Source organism: Nocardioides ochotonae (assembly GCF_011420305.2).
GTDB lineage: Bacteria > Actinomycetota > Actinomycetes > Propionibacteriales > Nocardioidaceae > Nocardioides > Nocardioides ochotonae.
Map to the genome: position 1 here is coordinate 2,779,644 of NZ_CP061769.1, position 24,677 is coordinate 2,804,320.

Below are 24,677 nucleotides of genomic sequence, written 5' to 3' on the forward strand. Positions count from 1 at the left end.
CTCAGCGGCGTAGGACGAGAGGTGTGATCAGTAGGTCGTGACGTGCACGTGGTCGTAGTGGTTCGCGGTGACCGAGCCGCGGTCCTCCATGCCCCGCCAGCCCTCGCCGGAGCGCTCGACCGACCAGATCTGCTGGGCGTAGATCAGGTAGCTCACGCCGAGCTCGGCGCGGTTCTCGCGGATGAACTCCGCGACCTCCCAGCCGAGGTCGCCGCTGACCATGATGTCGACGGCCAGGCCCTGCCCGTGCTCACCGTCGCTGCGCAGCGTGCCGTAGGTGGTGATCTGCGGGAAGGCGGCGCACACGGCGGCGTGCACCTTGACGATGTTCGGGCTCACGCCACCGCCCACGGACGTGCCGTTGGTGCACACGCCGCCGAGCTCGGCGACCGGCTCCTCGTCGCTGAGGTAGCCGGAGGTGACCCAGCGCGACGCGCCGTCGATGACGACCTCGTCGCGGCCGTAGAGCTCACGACCGGTGACCAGCACCTTGTCGCCGGCCTCGAGGGTGCCGACCTGCTTGGCCTGGTCGCCCGGGAGCGTCCACAGGTTGAGGTCCTCGGTCGCCCAGAGCCGGGTGTCGGCCTGGTCGATCGCAGCGCGGACGGCGGCCGGGTCCATCATCTTCTCGGCCGGGGTCAGCTCGCGCAGCTCGAAGCGCGAGGCGCTGCGGGAGAGCACCGGACGGCGCTCGGTGGCCGGGGCAGGAGCGGGGGTGGCCGCGGCCTTGCGGGGCGCGGCGGAAACGGAGGGCGTCGAGTCCACGGCGGCGCTCGCGCTGGTGCTCGAGGCGCTCAGCACCTCGGCGGGCTCGGGGTCGCCCAGGGTGACCCCCAGGGCGACGGCTGATGCGGTTGCCAGGACGGCCAGGGGGGCGGCGATCACGGTGGCACGGGGCTTGCGGCGGGCATTGGTTTCCCGCTTGTGGCGATGTGCCACAGCGCTGATCCTTTGCTGTTGCGGGCAGAAACACGCGCCGGGTTCCGCGGATCACGGTCCCGGCGCTTGCGCCAGACAACCACACGCCGCGAGGCCGTCCCCAATCTTTGGGGGGTTCTGGTGCCGTGTGTCGCCTCACGTCGACCCGGGGCGGCTCAGCCCCCGGAGCCCGCGTCCAGGTCGTCCACGACGGCGCAGCCGGCCCCGTCGGAGTCGTCCAGCCAGCCCTCCGGGAGGGCGACCCGCTTGCGTGCGGAGCCCTGCCGGCCACGAGGCGCACCGAGCTCGGACGCCGGGAACTCCTCGGTCGGGTCGAGCTCGTCGAGCAGCCGGTCCAGCGCCGCCAGGGTGTCCACGAGGCCCAGGTTGCGGCGCAGCTCGCCGCCGGCGCGGAAGCCCTTGAGGTACCACGAGACGTGCTTGCGGAACTCCTTGCAGCCGCGCTCCTCCCCCATGTGCTGGGCGAGCAGCTCGGCGTGGCGGCGCATCATCGCGCAGACCTCGCCGAGCGACGGGAGGGTCGCGACCTCCTCGCCGGCGAACGCCGCCGCGAGGTCGCGGAACAGCCACGGCCGGCCGAGGCAGCCGCGCCCGACCACGACGCCGGCGGCACCGGTGTGGGACATCATCCGCAGCGCATCCGCCGCCTCCCAGATGTCGCCGTTGCCCAGGACCGGGATGTCGACGTGCTCGACGAGCTCGCCGATGGCGTCCCAGTCGGCGACGCCGGAGTAGGCCTGCTCGACAGTCCGCCCGTGCAGCGCGATCGCGGCGCACCCCGACTCCTGGGCGATGCGTCCCGCGTCGAGGTAGGTCAGGTGGTCGGCGTCGATGCCCTTGCGGGTCTTCATCGTCACCGGCACGTCGTACGGCGTGGCCGCGGCGACCGCCTGCTCGAGGATGCGGGCCAGCAGCCCGCGCTTCCACGGCAGCGCCCCGCCGCCACCCTTGCGGGTCACCTTGGGGACCGGGCAGCCGAAGTTGAGGTCGATGTGGGCGACGCCGTACTCCTCGCACAGGATCTGCGCGGCCCGCCCGACGGTGGCCGGGTCGGTGCCGTAGAGCTGCACCGAGCGGGTCGTCTCCAGCTCGTCGAACACGAGCATGTCGCGGGTGTGCTGGTCGCCCTCGACCAGGCCGCGGGAGGTGATCATCTCGCAGACGTAGAGCCCGGCGCCCTGCTCGGCGCACAGGCGCCGGAACGCCGCGTTGGTCACGCCGGCCATCGGGGCCAGGACCACCGGCGTCGCGACCTGCAGGGACCCGAGCGCCAGGCCGGGGAAGGCCGCGAGCGCGGGCGTGCGGGGAGCGGCGGTCGTCGTGGTCACGCCCACATTGTCGACCGCTCGGCGCGGGCCCCCAAATTGCTCGCCCGTGTCCCCGCCCGGAGGCACCGAGCGGCACGAAGGCGTGGCCTGCGTGCCGCTGGCGGGTACGCCGACCTGCTCAGTCGTTCTTCTTCCCGCCCTTCGCCGGCTTGTCGAGCCGGCGGACCTCCCCGGTCCAGGTGATCGGGTCGAACTCCTCGGTCGGGCGGAAGCTCACCGCGGTGAGCCGGCCGCGATCGGGTGCCAGGTAGACCAGGCAGACGTCGCGCTCCCGACCGGGAGCGAACTTCTTCGGCAGGTCGCTGCTGTTGCACGGCTTGAAGGTGCTCGCGAAGCGCGAGTACCGCACCAAGGCGTTCTTGCCGTCCACGATGTAGAGGGGCACCTCCACACCGCCCAGGTCGGTGTCGCCCACGTTGGTCAGCTTGGCGCGCACGAAGTACGGCGTGGTGCGGCGCACCTGCGGCTCGAGCTTCCAGCCCTCGAAGGACTTCTCGAAGCTGGTGCGCTCCAGCCGCTTCACGGTGATCTCGAGGACGCCGACGGTCTTCTGCCGGGGCTCCCAGGCCACCACGGCGGTCTCCCCGAGCTCCAGCGTGGTGCCGGGCGGGGTCAGCTCGACCCCGTCGGGCACCGGCAGGTAGGGCTCGGCCGTCTCGCTCGGCTCGGCGCCCGGCTCCGCACCCGACGAGGGAGAGTCCGTGCCGTTCGGGCTCGCCGCCCCCGAGGAGCCCTGGTCGCCGGACCCGCTGTCGCCGCCGTCATCCGACGAGCACCCCGCGAGCAGGGCCGCGCCGAGCGCCAGCGCCGCGACCGAGGAGGTCGCGGTCGCCAGCACCCGCCGCAGGCGGCCCAGACCGGTGTGCACGCGGACCCCGCTCAGCAGCCGAGCAGTCGCTCGGCGAAGTAGCGGCTGATCCCGTCGAGGCTGATGCGCTCCTGCTCCATGGTGTCGCGCGAGCGCACCGTGACCGCGTTGTCCTCGAGGGTGTCGAAGTCCACGGTCACGCAGAACGGCGTACCGATCTCGTCCTGGCGGCGGTAGCGGCGACCGATGGCGCCGGAGTCGTCGAAGTCGACGTTCCAGTTGCGGCGCAGCTCGGCGGCCAGGTCCTTGGCCTTCGGGGACAGGTCGGCGTTGCGGCTCAGCGGCAGCACCGCGACCTTGACCGGCGCCAGGCGCGGGTCGAGGCGCAGCACCGTGCGCTTGTCGACGCCGCCCTTGGTGTTGGGCGCCTCGTCCTCGGTGTAGGCGTCGACCAGGAACGTCATCAGGCTGCGCGAGAGGCCGGCTGCCGGCTCGATGACGTACGGCGTGTAGCGCTCGTTGTTGGCCTGGTCGTAGTAGCTGAGGTCCTGGCCGGAGTGCTTGGCGTGCGTCGACAGGTCGAAGTCGGTGCGGTTGGCGATGCCCTCGAGCTCGCCCCACTCCGAGCCCGCGAAGCGGAAGCGGTACTCGATGTCGACGGTGCCCTTGGAGTAGTGGGAGAGCTTCTCCTTCGGGTGCTCGAACAGGCGCAGGTTGTCGCGGTCGACACCGAGGCCGACGTACCAGTTCAGGCGCTCGTTGATCCAGTACTGGTGCCACTCCTCGTCCTCGCCGGGCTTGACGAAGAACTCCATCTCCATCTGCTCGAACTCACGGGTGCGGAAGATGAAGTTGCCCGGCGTGATCTCGTTGCGGAAGCTCTTGCCGGTCTGAGCGATGCCGAACGGCGGCTTCATGCGGCTGGAGGTCACCACGTTGGCGAAGTTGAGGAAGATGCCCTGGGCGGTCTCGGGGCGCAGGTAGTGCAGCCCGGAGCCGTCCTCGAGCACGCCGAGGTGGGTCTTGAGCATGCCGGAGAACTCGCGGGGCTCGGTCCAGGCGCCGCGGGTGCCGCAGTTGGCGCAGGCGACGTCCTTGAGGTCGACGTCGTCGGGGTTCGCGATGCCCTTCTTCTCCGCGTAGGCCTCTTGGAGGTGGTCGGCGCGGAAGCGCTTGTGGCACGACTGGCACTCGGTCAGCGGGTCGTTGAAGGTGTCGACGTGGCCGCTGGCGACCCAGGTCTCGCGCGGCAGGATGATCGAGGAGTCGAGGCCGACGACGTCGTCACGCGAGGTGACCATCGACTTCCACCACTGGCGCTTGATGTTCTCCTTCAGCTCCACGCCCAGCGGGCCGTAGTCCCAGGCGGAGCGGGTGCCGCCGTAGATCTCGCCACACGGGTAGACGAACCCCCGGCGCTTGGCGAGAGAGACGACGTGGTCGACGGCGGATGCGGGCGGCTTGGCCACTTCGAGGAGCTCCTGTTCGCGGCCGGCTGGCTGCCGACCGAAGTTGGGCGTGCGAGAAAGGATCAGCCTAGCGAGCGGGAGCGCGCCTCGTTGAGCGCGGCCCCGGGCTCGACGCTCTCGTAGCCGCCAGGCTCGTCCAGGGCGCGGCTGAGCACCGGGACCGCCCGCAGCTTCACGTCGTACGACGAGAGCGCGCGGCGGTAGGCGCCGGGCCCGTCCCAGGTCGTCACCAGCACCCAGAGGTCGGGATCGTCCACGTTGCGGCCCACCGCGCCGGACACGAAGCCCGGTCGCTCGGCGAGCGCCGCGCGCGCGTCCTCGAGCGACACGCGGAACGTGTCCTGCTCCGACGGCGCGATCCGGAAACGGTTGACGACCAGCACGCCCCGACCCTAGTGGCAGGCCCGGAGTGGGCACCGACACGTCGCGGACCTTTTGACAACGGTTCTCACCTGTTTGAGAATCGTTCTCATGCATTCGCCGTCCCACCGTCTCCGCACTCCCGCCCTCGCCGCGCTGGCCCTCGCCACGACGCTGGCCCTCGGCGGGTGCAGCGCGCTCAGCAACGAGGCGGGCGGCGGCAGCGACGGAGACAAGGTCAGCGTCGCCGCCGGCTTCTACCCCCTGCAGTACGTCGCGGAGCGCGTCGGCGGCGACCGCGTCGACGTCGAGCCGGTGTCCTCCCCCAACGCCGACCCGCACAACGCCGAGCTCACCGTGCGCGAGACCGCCTCGCTGACCGCGGCCGACCTCGTCGTGCTCCTCGGCGGGTTCCAGCCGGCCGTGGACGACGCCACCGAGCAGAACGCCGGCGGCGAGGTCCTCGACGCCGCCTCGGCGGTCGACCTGCTCCCGGTCGAGGGCGACCACGAGCACGAGCACGACGGGCACGACCACGGGGGCGACGAGCACGGCGAGGACGACCCGCACTTCTGGCAGGATCCGCTGCGGATGGCCGACCTTGGCGACGCGGTCGCGGACTCCCTGAGCGAGATCGACCCCGACCACGCCGACGAGTACGCCGACAACGCCGCGCAGCTGCGTGCCGACCTCGAGGAGCTCGACGAGGAGTTCCGCACCGGCCTGGCGACGTGCGAGCGCGACACCGTCGTGGTCTCCCACGACGCCTTCGGCTACCTCGAGGACCGCTACGGCCTGCACTTCGACCCGGTGGCCGGCCTCTCCCCCGACGCCGAGCCGACCCCCTCGGACCTCCAGGACCTCCAAGAGCTGATCCGCGAGGAGGGCGTCACCACCGTCTTCTCCGAGCGGCTCGCCTCGCGCCAGTTCACCGCCCCGCTCGCCGCGGACCTGGGTCTCGAGACCGCCGTCCTCGACCCGCTCGAGGGCCTGAGCGACGAGACCGCCGACGAGGACTACCTCTCCCTGATGCGCGCCAACCTCGCCGCCCTCCAGGAGGCCAACGCATGCAGGTGAGACCGATCCAGCTCACCGGCGGCTCGGTGGCGATCGCCGGACGCCCGATCCTGCGCGGCATCGACCTGGCGGTCTCCGCCGGCGAGTTCGTCGCGCTGATGGGCGCCAACGGCTCCGGCAAGTCGACCCTCGTGCGTGCCCTGACCGGGCTGCGCGAGCTCGGCCACGGCGAGCTGCGGCTCTTCGGCACCCCGTTCGCCGAGTTCCACGACTGGCACCGCATCGGCTTCGTACCCCAGCGGCCCGGGGCCGCGTCCGGCGTACCGGCCTCGGTGTGGGAGGTCGTGTCCGCGGGACGGCTGACCCGCCGGCGCCTGCTGCGCCCGATGTCGCGCGAGGACCGGGCAGCGGTCCAGGAGGCGCTGGAGGTCGTCGGGCTCGCCGACCGGGCCCGCGACGGTGTGTCCACGCTCTCCGGGGGGCAGCAGCAGCGGGTGCTGATCGCCCGCGCGCTGGCCGGTCGCCCCGACCTGTTCTTCCTCGACGAGCCGACCGCCGGCGTCGACCTCGCCAACCAGCAGGCCCTGGCCGCCTCGCTGGGCGAGCTCAAGCAGCGCGGCGCCACGGTCGTGCTGGTCGCCCACGAGCTGGGGCCGCTCGCGCCGCTGGTGGACCGCTCGGTGGTGATGCGCGACGGCCGGATCGTCTACGACGGTCCGCCGCTCGGCGACCACGCCGGCCCGGCGGACCTGGGGCACCACGGACACCACCACAGCCACGAGGGCCACGACCTGCCGCCGCACCACGACCACGCGCCGCACGTCGCTGCTCCCCTCGAGGGCGGACCGCTGGAGGGCCACTCATGATCGACCTGCTCTCCCTGCCCTTCATGCAGCGCGCGCTGCTGGCCGCGCTGTTCACCGGTCTGGCCGCCCCCGCGATCGGCACCTACCTCGTGCAGCGCCGTCTCGCGCTGATGGGCGACGGCATCGGCCACGTCGCGGTGACCGGCGTCGCGCTCGGGCTGCTGACCGGCACCTCCCCCACCTGGACGGCGGTCGTCGTCGCGGTGCTGGGCGCGGTGCTGATCGAGGTGATCCGCGAGCGCGGGCACACCAACGGCGACGTCGCCCTCGCACTGCTCTTCTACGGCGGCCTGGCCGGCGGCGTCCTGATCACCGGGCTGGGCGGCCAGAGCCAGTCCCGGCTCCAGCAGTACCTCTTCGGCTCGATCACCACGATCTCCCCCGGGGACGTCGTGGTCACGATGGTCCTGGCGGCCGTCGTGATCGTGCTGTGCGTGGGCCTCTCGCCCCAGCTCTTCGCGGTGGCCCAGGACCAGGAGTTCGCCCGCGTCGCCGGGCTGCGCGTGCGCGCCTACAACGTGCTGGTCGCGGTGCTCGCCGCCGTGACCGTCACCGTCGCGATGCGCACCGTGGGCCTGCTGCTGGTCTCGGCGCTGATGGTCGTCCCGGTCGCCGCCTCCCAGCAGGTCACCCGCTCCTTCCGCACCACGATCGCCGCCGCAATGGCCCTGGGCCTGTTCGCCTCCGTCGGCGGGCTGCTGCTGTCGGCCTGGGCCTCGATCCACGCCAACGTCGCACCCGGGCCGACCATCGTGCTCCTCGCCCTCGCCTGCTTCCTGCTCATCTGGCCGGTCGGCGTCTGGCTGCGCCACCGAGCCCGGCTGCGCCGGCCGTTCCCCATTGACCCGCAGCCCGACCACGAGGTCTGCGTCGAGCAGCACGCCGAGCACCAGCACGGTCCCGACTGCGGCCACGTCGCGGTGCCGCACGGCGACCATGTGGACTACGTGCACGACGGTCACCGGCACGCCCCGCACGACGAGCACTACGACGAGCACTGACCCGGGCGCCGTACGACGGCCCGGGGAGCAGCCCCGCACGAGCCAGCCCGATCCACCCCAGCAGACCGGAGGCACGGCCATGACCCCCCTCGAGAGCACCCCCCTGCGACCCACCCGCCAGCGCATCGCGGTCGTCGAGGCGATGAGTTCGGTCGGCGACTTCCGCTCCGCGAAGGAGATCCACGAGCTCCTCGGCCGACGCGGCGACCCGGTCGGCCTGGCTACCGTCTACCGCACCCTGCAGCGTCTCGCCGAGGCCGGCGAGCTCGACGTGCTGCGCACCGAGGACGGCGAGGCGCTCTACCGGCGCTGCTCCGACACCCACCACCACCACCTGGTGTGCCGGTCGTGCGGGCTCACCGTGGAGGTCGAGGGCCCGGCGGTGGAGCGCTGGACGCAGTCGATCGCCGCCGAGCACTCCTTCTCCGACGTCAGCCACTCCCTGGAGATCTTCGGGACCTGCGCCTCCTGCGCCTGAGCGTCGGCGCGGATCAGCTCCCGGCGCCCGCGTCGTTGGGCAGTGCCCCGCCGTAGCGCCGGTCGCGCTGGGCGTAGGTCTCGACGGCCGCCCAGAGGTGGCGCCGGTCGACGTCGGGCCACAGCACGTCGGTGAAGACGAACTCGCTGTAGGCGGCCTGCCAGAGCATGAAGTTGGAGAGCCGCTGCTCCCCCGACGTGCGCCAGACCAGGTCGGCGTCGGGCAGCTCGGGCACGTAGAGGTGGCGGGCGAAGACCTTCTCGTCGACCTTCTCGGGGTTGAGCCGGCCGGCCGCGACCTCGCGCGCGATCGAGCGGGCCGCGTCGGCCACCTCGGCGCGACCGCCGTAGTTCACGCACATGGTCAGCGTCAGCACGTCGTTGTCGGCCGTCAGCTCCTCGGCGACCTGGAGCTCCTTGATCACCGACTTCCACAGCCGCGGGGTGCGCCCCGCCCACCGCACCCGCACGCCCAGCTCGTGCATCTCGTCGCGTCGGCGGCGGATGACGTCGCGGTTGAAGCCCATCAGGAAGCGGACCTCGTCGGGCGAGCGCGACCAGTTCTCGGTCGAGAAGGCGTAGGCCGAGATCGCCTTCACCCCCACCTCGATCGCGCCCTCGACGACGTCGAACAATGAGCTCTCGCCCTGCTCGTGGCCACGGGTGCGTGGGAGCCCGCGCTCCTTGGCCCAGCGCCCGTTGCCGTCCATGACGATGGCGACGTGCTCGGGGACGAACTCGCGTGGGATCGCGGGAGGCGTGGCTCCGGAGGGGTGCGGGGTCGGTCGGCGGACGGCTCGCTTCACCCCCGGAGAGTACTCGCGCGGGTGCTCAGCGCTCGACGTAGGCCAGCGATCGGAGGCCGCGCTCGAGGTGCCAGGCGAGGTACGCCGCGACCAGCGAGCTGGCCTCCTTGAGGTGACGCGGCTGCGCGGCCTCGACGACCGGCCAGTCCCCGGCGAGCAGTGCGCCGAGGACCTCGATGGTCTCCGGCGCCGGCGAGGCGGAGCCGGGCAGCCGGCAGGTGCTGCACAGCACCCCGCCCATCGAGGGGTTGAACCAGCGGTGCGGGCCCTCGAGGCCGCAGCGCGAGCAGTGCTCGAAGGACGGCGCGTAGCCGGCCACCGCCAGCGAGCGCAGCAGGTAGGAGTCCAGGACCTGCCCGGCTGCGCGCTGGCCCGAGGCCATGGCGCGCAGTCCGCCGACGAGCAGCAGGAACTGCTGCACCGAGGGCTGGCGCTCCTCGGCCGCGAGCCGCTCGGCGGTCTCCAGCATCGCGGTGCCGGCGGTGTAGCGGTCGTAGTCCAGCCCCAGACCCGCGTGGAACGGCGTGAGGGTCTCGGCCTGGGTGATCGTGTCGAGGTTGCGGCCCTCGGCGAGCTGCAGGTCGACGTGGGTGAACGGCTCCAGTCGCGAGCCGAAGCGCGAGGTGGTGCGGCGCACGCCCTTGGCGACGGCACGCACCCGCCCGTGGTGGCGGGTCAGCAGGGTGATGATGCGATCGGCCTCGCCCAGCTTGTGGGTGCGCAGGACGATCGCCTCGTCGCGGTAGAGCGGCACCCGACCATTGTCCCCCAGCGGTCCAGCCGGTCAGCCCCCGGCGCGCCGCCGGGCGGGGCGCTGCCAGGCGCGCATGGCCAGCGCGACCGTCGCCTCGTCGAGTCGGTGCGGCCGCGCGCGCCACTCCCACGGCGTACGGGCGAGCAGCAGGCGGGCGTCACCGAGCTCCTTGGCCAGCATCTCGGCGTCGGCGGCGCGGTGCAGCAGGTCGCCGCGGTGCCCGACGACCAGGGCGGGGACGGTGATCGCGCGCCGCTGCGCGGGCGACGGCGCGAGCGCCCCGAAGAGCAGCCCGTGCAGCATCGCCGCGACCGCGTCGGAGCGCTGGTCGAGGGCGTCGAGGCCGATGCCGGCCCAGAACGGCACCAGGCCGCGGGGCACCGGACGGGTCAGGCGGCGTACGCCGTCGACGGCCCACGGCAGGTGGCGCGCCACCAGCAGCAGCGGGCCGGCGCTCAACATCCCGGCCTCCAGGGAGCTGTGCAGCACCGGGGCCTCCAACACCAGGCCGCGCACGCGCTGCGGGGCGAGCACCGCGACCTCGAGCGCGACGTTGGCGCCCACCGACGTGCCGCCGACGACCGCCTGGTCGGCCCCGACGTGGTCGAGCAGGGCCAGCACCTGGCGCGCCCAGGCGCTGGTCGCGTGGACCTGCGGGTCGGCGGGGCGGTCCGAGCGGCCGTGGCCCAAGGGGTCGAGGGTCAGCACGTGCAGCCCCTGCTCGGCGAGCGTGCGGGCCAGCCGCTGGTGCATGCGGCGCGGCACGAGTGGGGCCGGGAGCAGGACCACCCACGCGGGGCCGGCGCCGTACTCGGTGTATTCGAGGCGGTCACGGCTCCCGTCGTGCTCGACGAAGAGCTGTCCGATCCGCTCCGAGACCACCATGGCCGCAATGTAGCCGTCGGCGCCCCCGCAGGGGCGCCGACGCAGGGATTGGACCCAAGGATTGGACCCAGGGATCAGGCGATGATCAGGCGCGGTTGACGGCGCTGATGACGGCCTTCAGCGAGGCGGTGACGATGTTGGCGTCGACGCCGACGCCCCACAGCACCTTGTCGCCGACGGCGCACTCGACGTACGCCGCGGCGAGCGCGTCGCCCCCGGCGGACAGCGCGTGCTCGGCGTAGTCGAGGACGCGGACGTCGCCGCGCTCGGCGTACGCCGGGTTGCCGGCTGCCTGCTCCTCGGCGACGAGGCCGTTGAGCGCCTCGACGAACGCTGCGATCGGCCCGTTGCCGATGCCGGCCAGGGTGCGCAGCTCACCGTCCACGTGGACGTTGACGGTGAGGGCGTCCTTCTCCCCGGCGGCCGACGAGGTGTGCACCGAGTCCAGCGACAGCGGGGTCACGCGGTCGAGGTACTCGGCGCGGAAGGTCTCCCAGATCGCGTCCGGGGTCATCTCGCCGCCCTCGGCGTCGGTGCGCTCCTGGACGACGCGGCTGAACTCGATCTGCGCGCGGCGCGGCAGGTCCAGCTTGTGCTCGGCCTTCAGGACGTAGGCGACGCCGCCCTTGCCGGACTGGCTGTTGACGCGGATGACCGCCTCGTAGGTGCGCCCGACGTCCTTGGGGTCGATCGGGAGGTACGGCGCCTCCCACTCGATGTCGCGCACGGAGATGCCGCGCTCGGCGGCGCGGCGCTCCAGGTCCTCCAGGCCCTTCTTGATGGCGTCCTGGTGGGAGCCGGAGAACGCCGTGTAGACCAGGTCGCCGGCGTACGGGTGGCGCGGGTGGACCGGCAGCTGGGTGCAGTACTCGACCGTGCGGCGGATCTCGTCGATGCCGCCCTCGATCGCGAAGTCGATCTGCGGGTCGATGCCCTGGCTGAACAGGTTCATGCCCAAGGTGACCAGGTCGACGTTGCCGGTGCGCTCGCCGTGGCCGAACAGGCAGCCCTCGACGCGGTCGGCGCCGGCCATCAGGCCCAGCTCGGTGGCGGCCACGGCGGTGCCCCGGTCGTTGTGCGGGTGCAGGCTGATCGCGCTCACCTCGCGGCGGGTCAACCCACGCGAGAAGTACTCGATCTGGTCGGCGTAGGTGTTCGGCGTCGACATCTCGACGGTGGCCGGCAGGTTGAGGATGATCTCGCGGCCGGGCTCGGGCTGCCAGACGTCCGAGACGGCCTCGCAGACCTCCAGGGCGAAGTCGGTGTCGGACTGGGTGAAGATCTCCGGGGAGTACTGGTAGCCGAACTCCTCGAAGGCCTTGCCCAGGCTCTGCTCGGCGTACTTCATGACCAGCTCGGTGCCGTGGGTGGCGATCTGCTTGCACTCCGCCGGCGTCACGCCGAAGACGACGCGCTGGAACAGCGGCGCCGTGGCGTTGTACATGTGCACGGTCGCCCGGGGCGCTCCGACGAGCGACTGGACGGTGCGCTCGATCAGGTCCTCGCGGGCCTGGGTCAGCACCGAGATCCGCACGTCGTCGGGGATCCGGTCCTCCTCGACCAGCTGGCGCACGAAGTCGAAGTCGGTCTGGCTCGCGCTCGGGAAGCCGACCTCGATCTCCTTGTAGCCCATCTTCACCAGCAGGTCGAACATGGTGAGCTTGCGGGCCGGCGTCATCGGGTCGATCAGCGCCTGGTTGCCGTCGCGCAGGTCGGTCGAGAGCCAGCGCGGCGCGCGGGTGATCTTGCGCGTGGGCCAGGTCCGGTCGGGCAGGTCGACGGGCACGAACGGGCGGTACCGGTCGACCGGCATCCCGCTGGGCTTCTGGAAGTTGGTCGTGTTGCTCAGGGCAACGGGCTGCTGCTCAGGGATGCTCATCAGGGTGTCCTCGCTGGGTGGTCAGTGACGCCGGGGCAGCACGCACTCCGCAGCGAGGGGTCCGGCTTTCAGACCTCGCTGCGGCAGCGAAGAAGGAGCTGGCGCGTCATGACGTGACCACTCTAGCGGAGGATGGCTACCGCGTCCTGAGGCGCCCATCACCTCGCGCACAGGAGGCCCGCCCGCACCGGGCCCGGCCGATTTCACCCCTGTAGGTGACGCTCGGCGGCGCGTCGTGAGGTGGCCGGGCGGCTATTTTTCCGGCATGCCTCCTGCTGACGCCGCCGACCGCTCGCGGCCAGCGCTGCGCCTCGGCGTGCTGGACGAGAGCGAGCTCGTGGTCGCCGGCCTCGACGGCATGCTCCGCCCGCATCGCGAGCGCGTCGAGCTGTCGGTGCTGGAGGCCACGGACTCGACCACCGGCCTCGACGTCGTGCTGTGCGACCCCTTCCGCAACGGTGGCGACCCGCACGACCACATCAGCCGCGTCGCCGCCCTCGGGCCGGCCCGGGTGCTCGTCTACACGTGGAACACCCGTGCGGCCAACACCCGCACCTTCGCGGCCGCCGGCGCCCATGCCGTCATCGACAAGACCGCGCCCGGCATCGAGCTGATCGAGGTCGTCGAGGCCGTCGGCCGCGGCGAGCAGGTCGCGCCCACACCGCCGACGGGCACCATCGCGTTGAGCCTGCGCGAGTCCGAGGTGCTGACCCTGCTGTGCCGGGGCCAGTCCAACCAGGAGATCGCCGACACCCTCTATGTCTCCATCAACTCGGTGAAGACCTACGTACGCCAGATCTACCGCAAGCTCGGCGTGTCCCGGCGTACCCAGGCCGTGGCCTGGGCGAACCGGCACGGCCACCCCGACTGAGTCCGGTCGCCGTGTCGGGGGCGAGCGGGCGGGGTACCTGCCCCGCGTCCCCACCCCGTCGAAAGGTGCAGCGTGAAGGTCAACAGCAAGGTCGGAGCCGCTTGGGCGGCCGTCGTCTTCGTCGTGATCGGGCTCGTCCTGGTCCTGGTGGCCTCCCTCAACGGCGGTGACGACAACGACCAGGAGAAGCAGCCCGAGAGCATCGGCACGTTCGGCTCCCCGTTCGTCTCCGGGTCCGCGTGACCGACGCGACGGGAGTGCTGCCGTGACCGACGACGTGAGCCTGGCCCCCACCGAGGAGGTCATGGACTTCGCCGAGCTGCGCATCCGCTTCGACGAGCGGGTGCTGCGGCCGCGCCCGTGGACCACCGCGCAGTCGGCGTGGGGGGCCGAGCTGGTGCAGCACGGGCCCCGCGGGCCCGTGCTCGAGCTGTGCACGGGCGCCGGCCAGATCGGGCTGCTCACCGTCGCCCGGGCGCCGCGCCCCCTGCTCGCCGTCGACCTCGACCCGGTCGCCTGCGACTTCGCCCGCCGCAACGCCGCCGACGCCGGGCTGGCCGAGCCGGTCGAGGTCCGTCAGGGCGCGATCGACGCGGTACTGCGCCCCGACGAGGCCTTCGCTCTGGTGCAGGCCGATCCCCCGTGGGTACGCCGTACCGAGACCAGTCGGTTCCCCGAGGACCCGCTGCTGGCCATCGACGGCGGCGACGACGGGCTCGCGCTGGCCCGCACCTGTGCTGCCACCGCCGCGGCGCACCTCGTCGACGGCGGCTCGCTGCTGATCCAGCTCGGCACGCCCGAACAGGCCGAGGTCCTCGACGCGGCCCTGGACGCCGGCTCCGGGCTCGACCTGGTGGAGGTCCGCGAGTTCGAGCGCGGCGTGGTCGCGCACTTCCTGCGCACCCGCTGACCTCCGGGACTGGTCTCCGGCCCGGCTCCGGCCGGCGGGTTGCGCGTAACTGCGCAGTTGCGCGGGCAAGCACCTGGATCGGCGCTGGCCCGGTGCTTGCCCGCGCAATTGCGCAGACAAGCACCGGGCCACGGGTTGGACCTGGGGCTCAGACCGGTTGGCTGGGGACCCGCGCCTCAGGGACGCAGCTTGGACGGCAGCACCTTGTGGGTGCCGTCGCACCACGGCTGCACCGAGGACTTGCCGCACCGGCACACCGCCGAGACCGGGCGGCTGGTGCGATGCACCCGGCCCTCAGCGTCCTCGACGACGTGGTCGCCGCGCAGCAGCAGCGGCCCGCCGGGGCACACCACGACGTCCGGGCGCCCGGGCTCCGTGGGCGTGCTCATGCCGCCGCCTCCCACAGACCCAGCACCCGGTTGGCGAAACGGTCCTCGAGGTCGAGGCAGGTGAAGGCGCCGAAGAAGACGTCGGGCGCGAGGACCGGCTCCTGCTCGACCAGCACCCCGCAGATCTCGCGAGCGGCCAGCTGCTCGTGCACCGCGTCGGCCTCGACGTGCTCGGTGTAGTAGGCCACCAGCTCGGGGGCCAGCCCGAGCCGGTCCAGGCCCTGCGCCATCTTGCGTGAGGGCAGCGAGCTCGTCGCCTCGAAGGCGGCGAGGTGGCCCAGCGCGGCGCCGCGCAGCCGGCGGCTCAGCCCGAACAGGCTCATCGCGTTGTTCTGCTCCAGCGCCTCCAGCGGCGCCTCGTCGACGTAGGCGCCGTACTCCGAGCGCAGGCCGACGGCGTCCATGCCGCGCTCCCACAGCCGGTGGTGCAGGCGCTCGGGGTCGCCGTTGCCGTACTCGTCGAACTGCAGCTCCATCAGCGCGGCCTTCGGCCTCGCGCTCAGCCGGGGCACCACCCAGGCGGTGGGGTCGGCCTCCTTGAGGTGGTAGACCGAGCGCCACCGCAGAAGGTCGAGCACCTGCTCGGCGTCCGCCGTCGTCTGTACGGCGCGCGCGAGCGAGGGGCCGTCATGGCCCTCGATGTAGTCGAAGAGCTCGGTGCCGATCTCGGCAGCGCTGCGCCCGGTCACGGCGTAGGGCTCCCACCGCTCGCGCAGGCGGGCCTCGAGGTCGGCGGCGAGCCGGTGCCGCACGGTCAGCAGCGCGGGGTGCCACTCCAGCTCGTCGTCGACGTCGTCGAGGCCGCGGTAGTGAAGCTCGAACAGCGCCCACAGCGCGATGGCGGCGTCGTCCGCGGACTCCGGGGCCACCTCGACGACCTGCGGGTCGCCGGAACGCATCGTCTCGAACAGGGCGGCGCTCAGGGCGCCGCGGGCCTTCGGCGTCAGCACCGGCCGGCCTCGTGGGTGCGAGTGGCCGCACTCGTCAACGTCTTCTCCATCCTCTGGCGGTACCCCACGCGACCGGCCGGTATTCCGGGTGTTCGACGTCGTGGACCGGGGTACCCCGAGGCACCCGAGACCCACCACGATCGAAGCGAGGACCGATGGATCCCAAGCAGACCGCGAAGGCCGCCAAGGACAAGATCGAGGAGGCCGCCGAAGCCGTTGTGGACAAGGCCTCCGCCATGATGGGCCCGACCGTTCCCGGCGCTCCCGGGCCCGTGCCCGCCCCGGTGGACGAGCCGACCACCCCGAAGGAGCCGCTGCCGCCCAAGCCCGACCAGGGCGCACCCGCGACCGGTACGGCGACCGGCGCCCCGACCGGCGCGCCGCCCACCGCGCGCGCCCAGCAGTCGGCGTACCTCACCAACTCCACCGGCACCCGCCTGCGCGACACCGACCACTCGCTGAAGGCCGGCGAGCGCGGCCCGACGCTCCTGCAGGACCACCACCTGCGCGAGAAGATCACCCACTTCGACCACGAGCGCATCCCCGAGCGCGTCGTGCACGCCCGCGGCGCCGGCGCCCACGGCGTCTTCGAGGGCTACGGCTCCGCCGAGTCGGTGACGATGGCGGGCCTGTTCGCCAAGGGCAAGGAGACCCCGGTCTTCGTCCGTTTCTCCACCGTCCTCGGCTCGCGCGGCTCCTCCGACACCGTGCGCGACACCCGCGGGTTCGCGACGAAGTTCTACACCGAGGAGGGCAACTGGGACCTGGTCGCCAACAACATCCCGGTCTTCTTCATCCAGGACGGCATCAAGTTCCCCGACGTCATCCACGCCGGCAAGCCGCACCCGGACCGGGAGATCCCGCAGGCGCAGAGCGCCCACGACACCTTCTGGGACTTCGTGTCGCTGCACACCGAGGCCCAGCACCACACCATGTGGAACATGTCCGACCGGGGCATCCCGCGCTCCTACCGGATGATGGAGGGCTTCGGCGTCCACACGTTCCGCCTGGTCAACGCCGAGGGCAAGACGTCCCTGGCGAAGTTCCACTGGAAGCCCAAGCTGGGCGTGCACTCCCTCACGTGGGAGGAGGCCCAGCTCATCAACGGCATCGACCCCGACTTCCACCGCCGCGACCTCTACGACTCCATCGAGGCCGGGGCATTCCCCGAGTGGGAGCTGGGCATCCAGGTCTTCCCCGACGAGCCCGACCAGATGTTCGCCGGGATCGACCTGCTCGACCCGACCAAGATCGTGCCCGAGGAGCTCGCCCCGGTGCAGCCGATCGGCAAGCTCACGCTCAACGCGAACCCGACGAACTTCTTCGCCGAGGTCGAGCAGATCGCCTTCCACGTCGGCCACCTGGTGCCGGGCATCGACGTCACCGACGACCCGCTGCTCCAGACGCGACTGTTCTCCTACGTCGACACGCAGCTGTCGCGCCTCGGCGGCCCGAACTACAACCAGATCCCGGTCAACCGTCCGCACGTGCCGACCAACGACATGTTCCGCGACGGCTTCCACCAGCACGCCGTGCACAGCGGCGTCGCGCCGTACAAGCCGAACTCGCTGGACGGCGGCTGCCCGTTCGCAGCCGGCGCCGACCTGAGCGACGAGCAGACCCGCGCCTTCGTGGAGGCCGCGGTCAAGGTCGCCGAGGCCACCAAGGTGCGCGACCTCCCGGCCTCCTACGACGACCACTACAGCCAGACCCGCCAGTTCTGGCTGAGCATGACCCCGGTCGAGAAGGAGCACATCATCCGGGCCTACACCTTCGAGCTCGGCAAGTGCTACGAACAGGCGGTCAAGGAGCGTCAGCTGCAGTGCCTGGCCAACATCGACCCGGTGCTGTGCCAGGAGGTCGCGACCGGCCTCGGCCTGCCCGCCCCGGAGCCGACGATCCCGCTGGTGGACCTCGACCCGAGCCCGGCGCTGTCGCAGGTCAAGGGGCCGTTCCCGCCCGACGGCCGGATGATCGGCATCGTGGTCGACCCCGCCGGTGACCTCTCCGGCGTCGACGCGCTGCGCCGCACGATCCACGACGCCGGCATGGTGGCGCTGCTGATCGGCCCGCACGGCGGGACCATCGACGGGATGCCGGTGCAGCGGACCTTCGCGACCGGCCGCTCGGTCGAGGTCGACGTGCTGCTGGTCGCGGGAAGCCCGGTCCCGGCTCCCGACGCGCTCGCCAACCGTGACGACAAGGCCGGCGCCCCCGCCGGTCCCGGCCTCGACCCCCGGGTCGCGCTGATGATCCAGGAGTGCTACCGCCACGCGAAGGTGATCGGCGCCTGGGGCGACGGCGTCAACGCCCTCACCGCCGCCGGCATCTCCGACGACGACGCGGGCGTGATCAGCGGTGACAGCGCCGCCGAGGTCTTCGGCATGGTCCAGGAGGAGATGGGCTTCCACCGCGTGTGGAACCGCTTCGCCACGACCGTGTGACCCGCACCCCCGCCTGACCGCTCGCCCGTCGAGCGGAGCACGACCCGCGGCGCCCGCGCAGGACCCCTGCGCGGGCGCCGCGTCGTTCACCCTGGCGCGGGCGCCGCGCATGACAGGCCCCGCGTCCGGGCACCCCCCGCCCATGAGCACGACTGCGCAGCCCGATCGCCCCTCCCCCGACCACGACCCCGACGACGACGGCAAGGTCGACTCCCCCACGGACCTGCACAAGCGGTCCTGGGGCTACGTCCTGCGCAAGGTGCAGCGCGAGTTCAGCAAGGACCAGTGCACCGATCTGGCCGCCGCGCTGACCTACTACGCCGTCCTTGCGATGTTCCCGGCGGCGATCGCCCTCACCTCGGTCCTCGGCCTCGTCGGCCAGGGCACCGAGGCGGTCGACGAGGTCCTGAAGATCCTGCGCGACCTCGGCGCCGACGGCGCGGTCGACACCATCGGCCCGACGCTGAAGGAGCTCAGCCGCTCCCAGGGCGCGGGCCTCGCCCTGGTCCTCGGTCTCGCCGGCGCCCTCTGGTCGGCGAGCGGGTACGTCGGCGCGTTCGGCCGGGCGATGAACCGGATGTATGAGATCGACGAGGGCCGCCCGATCTGGAAGCTGCGCCCGGTCATGCTCGTGGTGACCGCGGTCGTGGTGGTCCTGGCCGCCATCGTCCTGCTGGCCCTGGTGCTCACCGGCCCGGTCGCCGAGACCGTCGGCGACGCGGTCGGCCTGGGCTCGACCGCCGTGCTGGTCTGGCAGATCGCCAAGTGGCCCTTCGTCCTGGGCGCGGTCGTGGTGATCGTGGCTCTGCTCTACTACGCCACCCCCAACGTCAAGCAGCCGAAGTTCCGCTGGGTCAGCGTCGGGGCCGTGCTCGCGATCCTCACCTGGGTCGTGCTCTCGGCGGCGTTCGGCTTCTACGTCGCGAACTTCTCCTCCTACAGCAAGACCTACGGCGCGCTCGCGGGTGTCATCGTCTTCCTCCTGTGGCTGTGGCTCACCAACATCGCCCTCCTCTTCGGTGCCGAGCTCGACGCCGAGCTGGAGCGCGGCCGGGAGCTGCAGTCCGGGATCGAGGCGGAGAGGACGATCCAGCTCCCGCCGCGCGACACCCGCAACATCGAGAAGAAGCAGCAGAAGGAGGCCGCCGACATCGAGCGCGGCCGAGCCCTGCGCGAGCAGGCCAAGCAGGCTGAGCACGCCGAGCGCAGTCCGGACTGACCCGGCCGGACACCCACCGGTCCCGACGAAGGCCCCCGACGAAGGCCCCCGACGAAGGAGAAGCACGTGGCGCTCACCTCGATCTGGCAGGACCGCAACCCCCATACCGCGAGCGCGGACCTCGACCCGCCGGTGCTCGACGGCGACCACGACGTGGTGGTGGTCGGCGGCGGACTCACCGGCGTGACGACCGCGCTGCTCCTCGCCCGGGCCGGGCGCTCGGTCCTCCTCGTCGAGGCCGAGCGGCTCGGCGCCGTCACCACCGGGCGCAGCACCGCGAAGGTGAGCCTGCTCCAAGGCACGCAGTACTCCCGGATCGCCCACCGTCACGCCGAGCCGGTGCTGCGCGACTACGCGACGGCCAACCGTGAGGCCCAGGCCTGGCTGGTGCGGTTCTGCCACGACCACGGCGTACCCGTGCAGACCCGGCCGGCGTACACCTACGCGCACAGCGCACGCGGCGAGCAGTCGCTGGGTGCGGAGCTCGAGGCGACCCGGCGCGCCGGCTTGGAGACCGAATGGGTCGAGGAGGTGCCGCTTCCCTACCGCACCCGCGGCGCCGTCCGGCTCGACGACCAGGCGCAGGTCGACCCGTGCGAGCTCCTCGACGCGCTGGCCGCGCAGGCCGTCGCCCACGGCGTGCGCATCGTCGAGGGCGTCCGTGTGCGCCGGGTGACCGGCGGCGCGCCGGTGCGGGTGGTCTCCGACCACGGCACCGCCTCCGCGGACCGGGTGGTGGTCGCCACCAACATGCCGATCCTCGACCGCGGTGCCTTCTTCGCCCGGATGCACCCGAGCCGCTCCTACGGGCTGGCGTTCCGCACGCCCGGGCCTGCGGTCGACGGCATGTACCTCTCCGCCGACTCCCCGTCACGCTCGCTGCGCGACGCCCCCGGCACGGACGGCGGCGCCGTGCTGCTGGTCGGGGGCAACGGGCACAAGGTGGGCGCCCCGGTCTCCGAGCAGGGCCAGATCGACGGGCTGCGGGAGTGGACGGCGCAGTGGTTCCCCGAGGCGGAGGAGACCCACGCCTGGTCGGCGCAGGACTACGTCCCCCACCACGCGCTCCCGTTCGCCGGCCCGATCCTGCCGCGCAGCGAGGAGATCCTGGTCGCGGGTGGCTTCTCGAAGTGGGGCATGACCAACGGCGTGGCCGCCGCGCTCGCGATCTCCGGTCGGGTCCTGGGCGGGCACATGGCCTGGGCCGGCATCCTCGAGCCGTGGCGCTTCCGGGAGGTGACCGGCATGCTGGACTTCGCCCGGCTCAACGGCGAGGTCGGCCTCGAGCTGGCCGGGGGCTGGCTGCGACCGATGCTGCGCCCCGGGCTGGGGCCGGCGCCCGCGGAGGGCGAGGGCGTCGTACGCCTGGACCACGCGGGCGCGCCGAGTGCGGTGTCCCGGGTCGACGGCGTCGAGCGCCGGGTGTCGGCAGTGTGCAGCCATCTGCGCGGGATCGTGCGCTGGAACGACGCCGAGAAGAGCTGGGACTGCCCCCTGCACGGCTCGCGCTTCGCACCCGACGGCGAGGTGCTCGAGGGGCCGGCGACCTGCGGCCTGGCCCGACGTTGAGCCCACGTGGAGCCCACGTGGAGCCCGGCGTCGAGCCAGGTCTAGCCGCCCTCATCCGGACAGGTGGTTCGGCGGACGCGCCGTTTACTCATCCCCTATACAGGGCACAGAAGTAGTAGTCACACGCTCGCCCCCGCCGGACTCACGCAGCTCCCGACGGGGGCGTCGTGTTGTCCGAGGCCGCTCCACCGGCACCGCCCTGCGACCCGTCGATCGTGCGCACCACCCGCGCCGGATTGCCCACGGCGACCACCCGGGCAGGCAGGTCACGGGTGACCACCGCCCCGGCCCCGACGACCGTGTCCGCGCCGATCGTGACGCCGGGACAGACCACGACGCCGCCGCCGAGCCAGACGTTGTCCCCGATGACGATCGGCAGCGCCGCCTCCCACTTGGCCCGGCGCAGGTCCGGGTCGATCGGGTGGGTCGGCGTGAGCAGCTGCACGTTCGGACCGATCATCACGTCCGCCCCGATCGTGATCGGCGCGACGTCCAGCGCCATCAGGCCGAAGTTCGCGAAGGTCCGGGGCCCGACCGTCAGGTGGGCGCCGTAGTCGACGTGCAGGGGCGGACGCAGCTCGACGTCCGCGCCCACCGAGCCGAGCAGCCGCTCGAGCAGCTCGCGGCGCAGCGGCCGTTGCCGGCTGGTGGTCGCGTTGTAGGCCGCGACGAGGTCGTGGGCGCGGTCGGCCGCCTCGAGGAGCTCGGGGTCGTCGGCGATGTAGAGGTCGCCGGCGAGCATCCGCTCGCGCATCGTGCGCGGATCCGCCTGCGCGCCGGCGTCGGCGGGGTCCACCGGGTCCAGCGGGTCCGTCTGGGGGGCCGGACGCTCCGCGCTCACGTGGCGATGAACAGGATCTGCTCGCGGTCGTAGTCCATCCCCGGGTGCTCGGCCGCGAGGTGCTCCTGGGTCCGGGAGACCAGCTCGTCCTCGTCGGCTCCGGTCACCGTGGTGCCGCACGGGCACGTCAGTCGGGTCTTCATGGAGGGACCCTACGACCCGGGACGCCCCGCTGTCTCGCGTGCCAGCTCGGCCCAGACGACCTTGCCGCCCTCGGAGCGGTCGATTCCCCACGACGCCGACATCGCCGCGACCAGCAGCATCCCGCGCCCGCCCTCGCGGGTGGCGCTGTGCGGCTGGGGCTCGGGGGTGCCGTGCCCGCTGTCCCCCACCTCGATGCGCACCGTCGTGGGGTGCAGGCTCAGCCGGACGCAGAAGGAGGACTGGGCGTGGTTGAGCGCGTTGGTGGCGAGCTCGGAGACCACCAGGCAGGCCTCGTCGTGGAGGTGCTCGAGCTCCCAGGTCGCCAGCGTGCTGCGCACCACGGAGCGGGCCTGACGCACGCTGGACAGGTCCTGCGGCAGGTCCACCTCGGCCGTCTGCGCAGGAGAGGGCAGCGTGGGTCGGCCGGCGGCCAGGACCAGGTCCACGAGGTAGTCGATCTCCTCGTTCTTCACGACGTAGCCGGCCGTGTGCTGCTCGTACCACGCCAGGTCGGCGTCGTGCGGGTCGGCGCCGGAGAAGACGACGACCTGCACGCTGGGAGCCGCCTCGCGGACCTGGGTGAGCACGGTGCGCCCTGCGAGGTCGGGCAGGCCGAGGTCGAGCACCACCACGTCGGGCTGCAGGCGCGCCGCCAGGGCGACCGCCTCCTCGCCGCTTCCGGTCTCCGCGAGCACGTCGAAGCCCCCGCGCAGGCGCAGGGCCAGGCGGACCAGGCCACGGGTCTCGACCGCGTCGTCGACCAGGAGCACCCGGATCGGGGGCTGCTGCACGTGCCCGCTCACCTTGTCCCCCCATCGACAGCACTGTCGGGAGCGACGTCGTGACGCGGCAGCTCGAGCACGAACGCCCCGTCGTCGCTGCGGTACGTCGCGTCGCCACCATGGGCGCGGGCGAGCTCGCGCACGATGTGCAGGCCCAACCCGGTCCCCTTGGCCGAGCCGGTGGCGAACCGGCCGAACAGGCGCGGCACCATCTCGGGGTCGACGCCGTCACCGGCGTCGGTGACCGCGATCTCGACGGTCCTGCTGCGGGGGGTGACCTGAACCCGGACCGGTGCGCGGCCGTGACGCAAGGCATTGGTGACGAGGTTGTCCATGGCCTGCGTCAGCCTTCCCGGATCGGCGAGCACGACGGCGTCCTCGCCGTCGAGGACCACCTCGGCCCGAGGATCCCGCTTCGCGCGCGCCACCGCAAGCCCCTGGAGATGAGGCAGCACCTCCACGGGCTGGGGCCGCAGGTCGAGCGCCTGACCCTGAGCGCGCGAGACGGTCAGCAGGTCGGTGAGCAGCCGGTCGAGCTGGCTGGCGCTGTCGACCATGCCCTGGAGCAGAGAGTCGCGCTCGTCGTCGAGCAGCTCGTCCCAGTGCCGCTGGAGCATCCCCGCCGACATCCCCATGGTGCCGAGCGGGCCTCGCAGCTCGTGGGCGGTGACCGCCACGAACCGGGCCTGCTCGTCGGCGACCTTCTTCAGCCGCTCGTTGGCCTCCGCGAGGGCGCGCGCCGAGCGCTCCTGGCTCTCGAGGAACATGTGCCGCTCGGTGACGTCGCGGGTCACCTTGGCGAAGCCGACGAGCCGGCCGGTCTCGTCGCGCACCGCGGTGATCGTGACCTGCGCCCAGAACCGGGTGCCGTCCTTGCGCAGGCGCCAGCCCTCCTCCTCGTAGCGGCCGTCCCGCACGGCCAGCTCCAGCTCGTGCTCGGGGTGGCCGGAGCGCTGGACGTCCGGGGGGTAGAAGACCCGGAAGTGCTGGCCGACGATCTCCTCTGCCGTGTAGCCCTTGGTGCGGGCGGCACCGGCGTTCCAGCTCGCGACGTGGCCCTCGACGTCCAGCATGAAGATCGCGTAGTCCTGGACCGTCTCGACCAGCAGCTTGAAGCGCTGCTCACTGTTGCGCAGGGCCTCGTCCGCCTCGCGCTGGCGGGTCAGGTCCTGCACCTGCACCAGCAGGTACAGCGGCCGGTCGCGCGCGTCGCGCACCGGCGTGACGGTGGCCTGCAGGCGCCGCTCCGGGGCACTCGCGAGACCGTGGCCAAACTCGACCACGTCCTCGCCGCCGTCCACCACGCGCGTGAGCGCGCGGGCGAGGCCGCGTTCGCCGAGGTCGGTCAGGTCGGCGTACGGCTGGCCGACGAGGGAGTCCGGGTCGAGCCCCAGCAGCTGCGAGAGGCTGGCGTTCGCGCGCACGACCCGCCCGGAGAGGGTGAGGGTCGCCATCCCGATCGCCGCGTCGTCGAAGACCTCGCGGAAGCGCTCGACGTGCTGCTGGAGGACGGGCTCCACGTGCGGGTGCTCCGGTCGCTCGACCCCCGCCGCGCCCGCAGAGCCGGACGCGAGGACCGCCGCCAGCTCGGCGGGGAGGGTGTCCAGGCTCGAGGACTTCTGGAGGTACCCCGCGGCGCCGAGCCCGAGGGCGCGGTCGGCCAGGTCCTGCTGGTCGAACCCCGAGAACATCACGACCACGGTGCCCGGCGAGGCCGCGCGGACCAGCGGGAGAGCCTCGAGGCCGTCCATCACCGGCATCGACACGTCCATCACCAGCAGGTCCGGACGGTGAGCGCGGACCAGCTCGACCGCCTGGCGTCCGTCGGCCCCCTCACCCACGACCTCGAACTGGCCAGAGACGCGCAGCCGGGCCCGGACCAGTGCCCGCAGGTCCGCGGCGTCGTCGACGACGACGACCGTGGTACCCCGAGCGGCGGCGGACCCAGTCGACATGGCGTGAAAGGTAC

Annotated in this window: 25 protein-coding genes; 10 read left to right on the top strand and 15 right to left on the bottom strand. The window is 72.5% G+C overall.

The genetic code is table 11. From position 1 onward, the window contains the following. Positions 1 to 27 precede the first annotated feature (27 nt). From HBO46_RS13495 to HBO46_RS13515, 5 genes are all read right to left on the bottom strand, one after another. The gene (locus tag HBO46_RS13495) at positions 28 to 939 is read right to left on the bottom strand and encodes an SH3 domain-containing protein (RefSeq protein ID WP_166140669.1); all 912 of its coding nucleotides are present in this window, start codon (positions 937 to 939) and stop codon (positions 28 to 30) included. A 155-nt stretch (positions 940 to 1,094) separates the two neighbouring features. Then, positions 1,095 to 2,267, bottom strand: a complete 1,173-nt coding sequence (dusB, locus tag HBO46_RS13500; RefSeq protein WP_224769054.1) for a tRNA dihydrouridine synthase DusB — start codon at positions 2,265 to 2,267, stop codon at positions 1,095 to 1,097. A gap of 118 nt (positions 2,268 to 2,385) precedes the next feature. Continuing rightward, positions 2,386 to 3,135 (bottom strand): type 1 glutamine amidotransferase family protein, encoded by a 750-nt coding sequence (locus tag HBO46_RS13505; RefSeq protein WP_166140667.1) that lies wholly within the window; start codon positions 3,133 to 3,135, stop codon positions 2,386 to 2,388. An 11-nt stretch (positions 3,136 to 3,146) separates the two neighbouring features. Next, positions 3,147 to 4,544 carry a glycine--tRNA ligase gene (locus HBO46_RS13510; protein ID WP_166140666.1) on the bottom strand — a complete coding sequence of 466 codons (1,398 nt, stop codon included), beginning with the start codon at positions 4,542 to 4,544 and terminating at the stop codon, positions 3,147 to 3,149. Positions 4,545 to 4,606: 62 nt separating this feature from the next. Beyond that, entirely contained in the window at positions 4,607 to 4,927 is a 321-nt protein-coding gene (locus HBO46_RS13515) for an antibiotic biosynthesis monooxygenase family protein (RefSeq protein WP_166140665.1), read from the bottom strand. Between the two features lie 88 nt (positions 4,928 to 5,015). On the opposite strand from HBO46_RS13515, the gene HBO46_RS13520 reads away from it, so the two are divergent. The 4 genes from HBO46_RS13520 (at position 5,016) to HBO46_RS13535 (ending at position 8,266) form a co-directional block, all read left to right on the top strand. Then, positions 5,016 to 5,981 carry a metal ABC transporter substrate-binding protein gene (locus tag HBO46_RS13520; RefSeq protein WP_166140664.1) on the top strand — a complete coding sequence of 322 codons (966 nt, stop codon included), beginning with the start codon at positions 5,016 to 5,018 and terminating at the stop codon, positions 5,979 to 5,981. Continuing rightward, positions 5,972 to 6,787, top strand: a complete 816-nt coding sequence (locus HBO46_RS13525) for a metal ABC transporter ATP-binding protein (RefSeq protein ID WP_166140663.1) — start codon at positions 5,972 to 5,974, stop codon at positions 6,785 to 6,787. Before HBO46_RS13520 ends, HBO46_RS13525 begins: the two co-directional genes overlap by 10 nt. After that, positions 6,784 to 7,788 carry a metal ABC transporter permease gene (locus HBO46_RS13530; protein WP_207950534.1) on the top strand — a complete coding sequence of 335 codons (1,005 nt, stop codon included), beginning with the start codon at positions 6,784 to 6,786 and terminating at the stop codon, positions 7,786 to 7,788. Before HBO46_RS13525 ends, HBO46_RS13530 begins: the two co-directional genes overlap by 4 nt. Positions 7,789 to 7,867: 79 nt before the next feature. Further along, the gene (locus HBO46_RS13535) at positions 7,868 to 8,266 is read left to right on the top strand and encodes a Fur family transcriptional regulator (RefSeq protein WP_166140662.1); all 399 of its coding nucleotides are present in this window, start codon (positions 7,868 to 7,870) and stop codon (positions 8,264 to 8,266) included. A gap of 13 nt (positions 8,267 to 8,279) precedes the next feature. Here HBO46_RS13535 and HBO46_RS13540 read toward each other — a convergent pair whose 3' ends face one another. From HBO46_RS13540 to leuA, 4 genes are all read right to left on the bottom strand, one after another. Continuing rightward, entirely contained in the window at positions 8,280 to 9,071 is a 792-nt protein-coding gene (locus HBO46_RS13540) for an isoprenyl transferase (RefSeq protein ID WP_166140661.1), read from the bottom strand. Between the two features lie 25 nt (positions 9,072 to 9,096). Further along, positions 9,097 to 9,825, bottom strand: coding sequence for a DNA repair protein RecO (gene recO / locus HBO46_RS13545; RefSeq protein ID WP_166140660.1), 729 nt, complete (start codon positions 9,823 to 9,825; stop codon positions 9,097 to 9,099). A 30-nt stretch (positions 9,826 to 9,855) separates the two neighbouring features. Then, positions 9,856 to 10,710 (bottom strand): alpha/beta fold hydrolase, encoded by an 855-nt coding sequence (locus HBO46_RS13550; RefSeq protein ID WP_166140659.1) that lies wholly within the window; start codon positions 10,708 to 10,710, stop codon positions 9,856 to 9,858. A gap of 85 nt (positions 10,711 to 10,795) precedes the next feature. Beyond that, positions 10,796 to 12,589, bottom strand: a complete 1,794-nt coding sequence (gene leuA / locus HBO46_RS13555) for a 2-isopropylmalate synthase (protein ID WP_166140658.1) — start codon at positions 12,587 to 12,589, stop codon at positions 10,796 to 10,798. A 265-nt stretch (positions 12,590 to 12,854) separates the two neighbouring features. Between leuA and HBO46_RS13560 the strand changes: the two genes are divergently transcribed. The 3 genes from HBO46_RS13560 to HBO46_RS13570 all read left to right on the top strand — a co-directional run bounded on the left by HBO46_RS13560 (position 12,855) and on the right by HBO46_RS13570 (position 14,370). Next, the gene (locus HBO46_RS13560) at positions 12,855 to 13,460 is read left to right on the top strand and encodes a response regulator transcription factor (RefSeq protein WP_166140657.1); all 606 of its coding nucleotides are present in this window, start codon (positions 12,855 to 12,857) and stop codon (positions 13,458 to 13,460) included. A gap of 72 nt (positions 13,461 to 13,532) precedes the next feature. Further along, positions 13,533 to 13,703, top strand: coding sequence for a hypothetical protein (locus HBO46_RS13565; RefSeq protein WP_166140656.1), 171 nt, complete (start codon positions 13,533 to 13,535; stop codon positions 13,701 to 13,703). 22 nt (positions 13,704 to 13,725) lie between these two features. After that, entirely contained in the window at positions 13,726 to 14,370 is a 645-nt protein-coding gene (locus HBO46_RS13570) for a methyltransferase domain-containing protein (RefSeq protein ID WP_224769057.1), read from the top strand. A gap of 176 nt (positions 14,371 to 14,546) precedes the next feature. On the opposite strand, the gene HBO46_RS13575 is transcribed toward HBO46_RS13570, so the two are convergent. Both HBO46_RS13575 and HBO46_RS13580 read right to left on the bottom strand, forming a co-directional pair. Then, positions 14,547 to 14,759 carry a CDGSH iron-sulfur domain-containing protein gene (locus HBO46_RS13575; RefSeq protein WP_166140655.1) on the bottom strand — a complete coding sequence of 71 codons (213 nt, stop codon included), beginning with the start codon at positions 14,757 to 14,759 and terminating at the stop codon, positions 14,547 to 14,549. After that, entirely contained in the window at positions 14,756 to 15,709 is a 954-nt protein-coding gene (locus HBO46_RS13580) for an iron-containing redox enzyme family protein (protein ID WP_224769058.1), read from the bottom strand. Before HBO46_RS13580 ends, HBO46_RS13575 begins: the two co-directional genes overlap by 4 nt. 155 nt (positions 15,710 to 15,864) lie before the next feature. On the opposite strand from HBO46_RS13580, the gene HBO46_RS13585 reads away from it, so the two are divergent. The 3 genes from HBO46_RS13585 (at position 15,865) to HBO46_RS13595 (ending at position 20,941) form a co-directional block, all read left to right on the top strand. Continuing rightward, the gene (locus HBO46_RS13585; protein ID WP_166140654.1) at positions 15,865 to 18,153 is read left to right on the top strand and encodes a catalase; all 2,289 of its coding nucleotides are present in this window, start codon (positions 15,865 to 15,867) and stop codon (positions 18,151 to 18,153) included. A gap of 142 nt (positions 18,154 to 18,295) precedes the next feature. Then, positions 18,296 to 19,372, top strand: coding sequence for a YihY/virulence factor BrkB family protein (locus tag HBO46_RS13590; protein ID WP_166140653.1), 1,077 nt, complete (start codon positions 18,296 to 18,298; stop codon positions 19,370 to 19,372). Positions 19,373 to 19,438: 66 nt separating this feature from the next. After that, on the top strand, positions 19,439 to 20,941 hold the full coding sequence (locus HBO46_RS13595) for an FAD-dependent oxidoreductase (RefSeq protein WP_166140652.1): 1,503 nt from the start codon (positions 19,439 to 19,441) through the stop codon (positions 20,939 to 20,941). Between the two features lie 142 nt (positions 20,942 to 21,083). Here HBO46_RS13595 and HBO46_RS13600 read toward each other — a convergent pair whose 3' ends face one another. From HBO46_RS13600 to HBO46_RS13615, 4 genes are read right to left on the bottom strand one after another with little or no spacing between them, the layout of a single operon-like run. Continuing rightward, a complete protein-coding gene (locus HBO46_RS13600; protein WP_224769059.1) occupies positions 21,084 to 21,782 on the bottom strand; it encodes a sugar O-acetyltransferase in 699 nt (232 codons plus the stop codon). Then, the gene (locus HBO46_RS13605) at positions 21,779 to 21,925 is read right to left on the bottom strand and encodes a DUF1059 domain-containing protein (protein WP_166140651.1); all 147 of its coding nucleotides are present in this window, start codon (positions 21,923 to 21,925) and stop codon (positions 21,779 to 21,781) included. Before HBO46_RS13605 ends, HBO46_RS13600 begins: the two co-directional genes overlap by 4 nt. A 9-nt stretch (positions 21,926 to 21,934) precedes the next feature. Continuing rightward, on the bottom strand, positions 21,935 to 22,729 hold the full coding sequence (locus HBO46_RS13610) for a response regulator (RefSeq protein ID WP_166140650.1): 795 nt from the start codon (positions 22,727 to 22,729) through the stop codon (positions 21,935 to 21,937). Beyond that, positions 22,726 to 24,663 carry a PAS domain S-box protein gene (locus HBO46_RS13615; RefSeq protein WP_166140649.1) on the bottom strand — a complete coding sequence of 646 codons (1,938 nt, stop codon included), beginning with the start codon at positions 24,661 to 24,663 and terminating at the stop codon, positions 22,726 to 22,728. Before HBO46_RS13615 ends, HBO46_RS13610 begins: the two co-directional genes overlap by 4 nt. Positions 24,664 to 24,677 lie beyond the last annotated feature (14 nt).

Coding starts and splice junctions, on each gene's coding strand:
- HBO46_RS13520 (WP_166140664.1), top strand. CDS start 5,016: ATGCATTCGCCGTCCCACCGTCTCCGCACTCCCGCCCTCGCCGCGCTG.
- HBO46_RS13525 (WP_166140663.1), top strand. CDS start 5,972: ATGCAGGTGAGACCGATCCAGCTCACCGGCGGCTCGGTGGCGATCGCC.
- HBO46_RS13530 (WP_207950534.1), top strand. CDS start 6,784: ATGATCGACCTGCTCTCCCTGCCCTTCATGCAGCGCGCGCTGCTGGCC.
- HBO46_RS13535 (WP_166140662.1), top strand. CDS start 7,868: ATGACCCCCCTCGAGAGCACCCCCCTGCGACCCACCCGCCAGCGCATC.
- HBO46_RS13550 (WP_166140659.1), bottom strand. CDS start 10,710: ATGGTGGTCTCGGAGCGGATCGGACAGCTCTTCGTCGAGCACGACGGG.
- leuA (WP_166140658.1), bottom strand. CDS start 12,589: ATGAGCATCCCTGAGCAGCAGCCCGTTGCCCTGAGCAACACGACCAAC.
- HBO46_RS13560 (WP_166140657.1), top strand. CDS start 12,855: ATGCCTCCTGCTGACGCCGCCGACCGCTCGCGGCCAGCGCTGCGCCTC.
- HBO46_RS13575 (WP_166140655.1), bottom strand. CDS start 14,759: ATGAGCACGCCCACGGAGCCCGGGCGCCCGGACGTCGTGGTGTGCCCC.
- HBO46_RS13585 (WP_166140654.1), top strand. CDS start 15,865: ATGGATCCCAAGCAGACCGCGAAGGCCGCCAAGGACAAGATCGAGGAG.
- HBO46_RS13590 (WP_166140653.1), top strand. CDS start 18,296: ATGAGCACGACTGCGCAGCCCGATCGCCCCTCCCCCGACCACGACCCC.
- HBO46_RS13605 (WP_166140651.1), bottom strand. CDS start 21,925: ATGAAGACCCGACTGACGTGCCCGTGCGGCACCACGGTGACCGGAGCC.
- HBO46_RS13615 (WP_166140649.1), bottom strand. CDS start 24,663: ATGTCGACTGGGTCCGCCGCCGCTCGGGGTACCACGGTCGTCGTCGTC.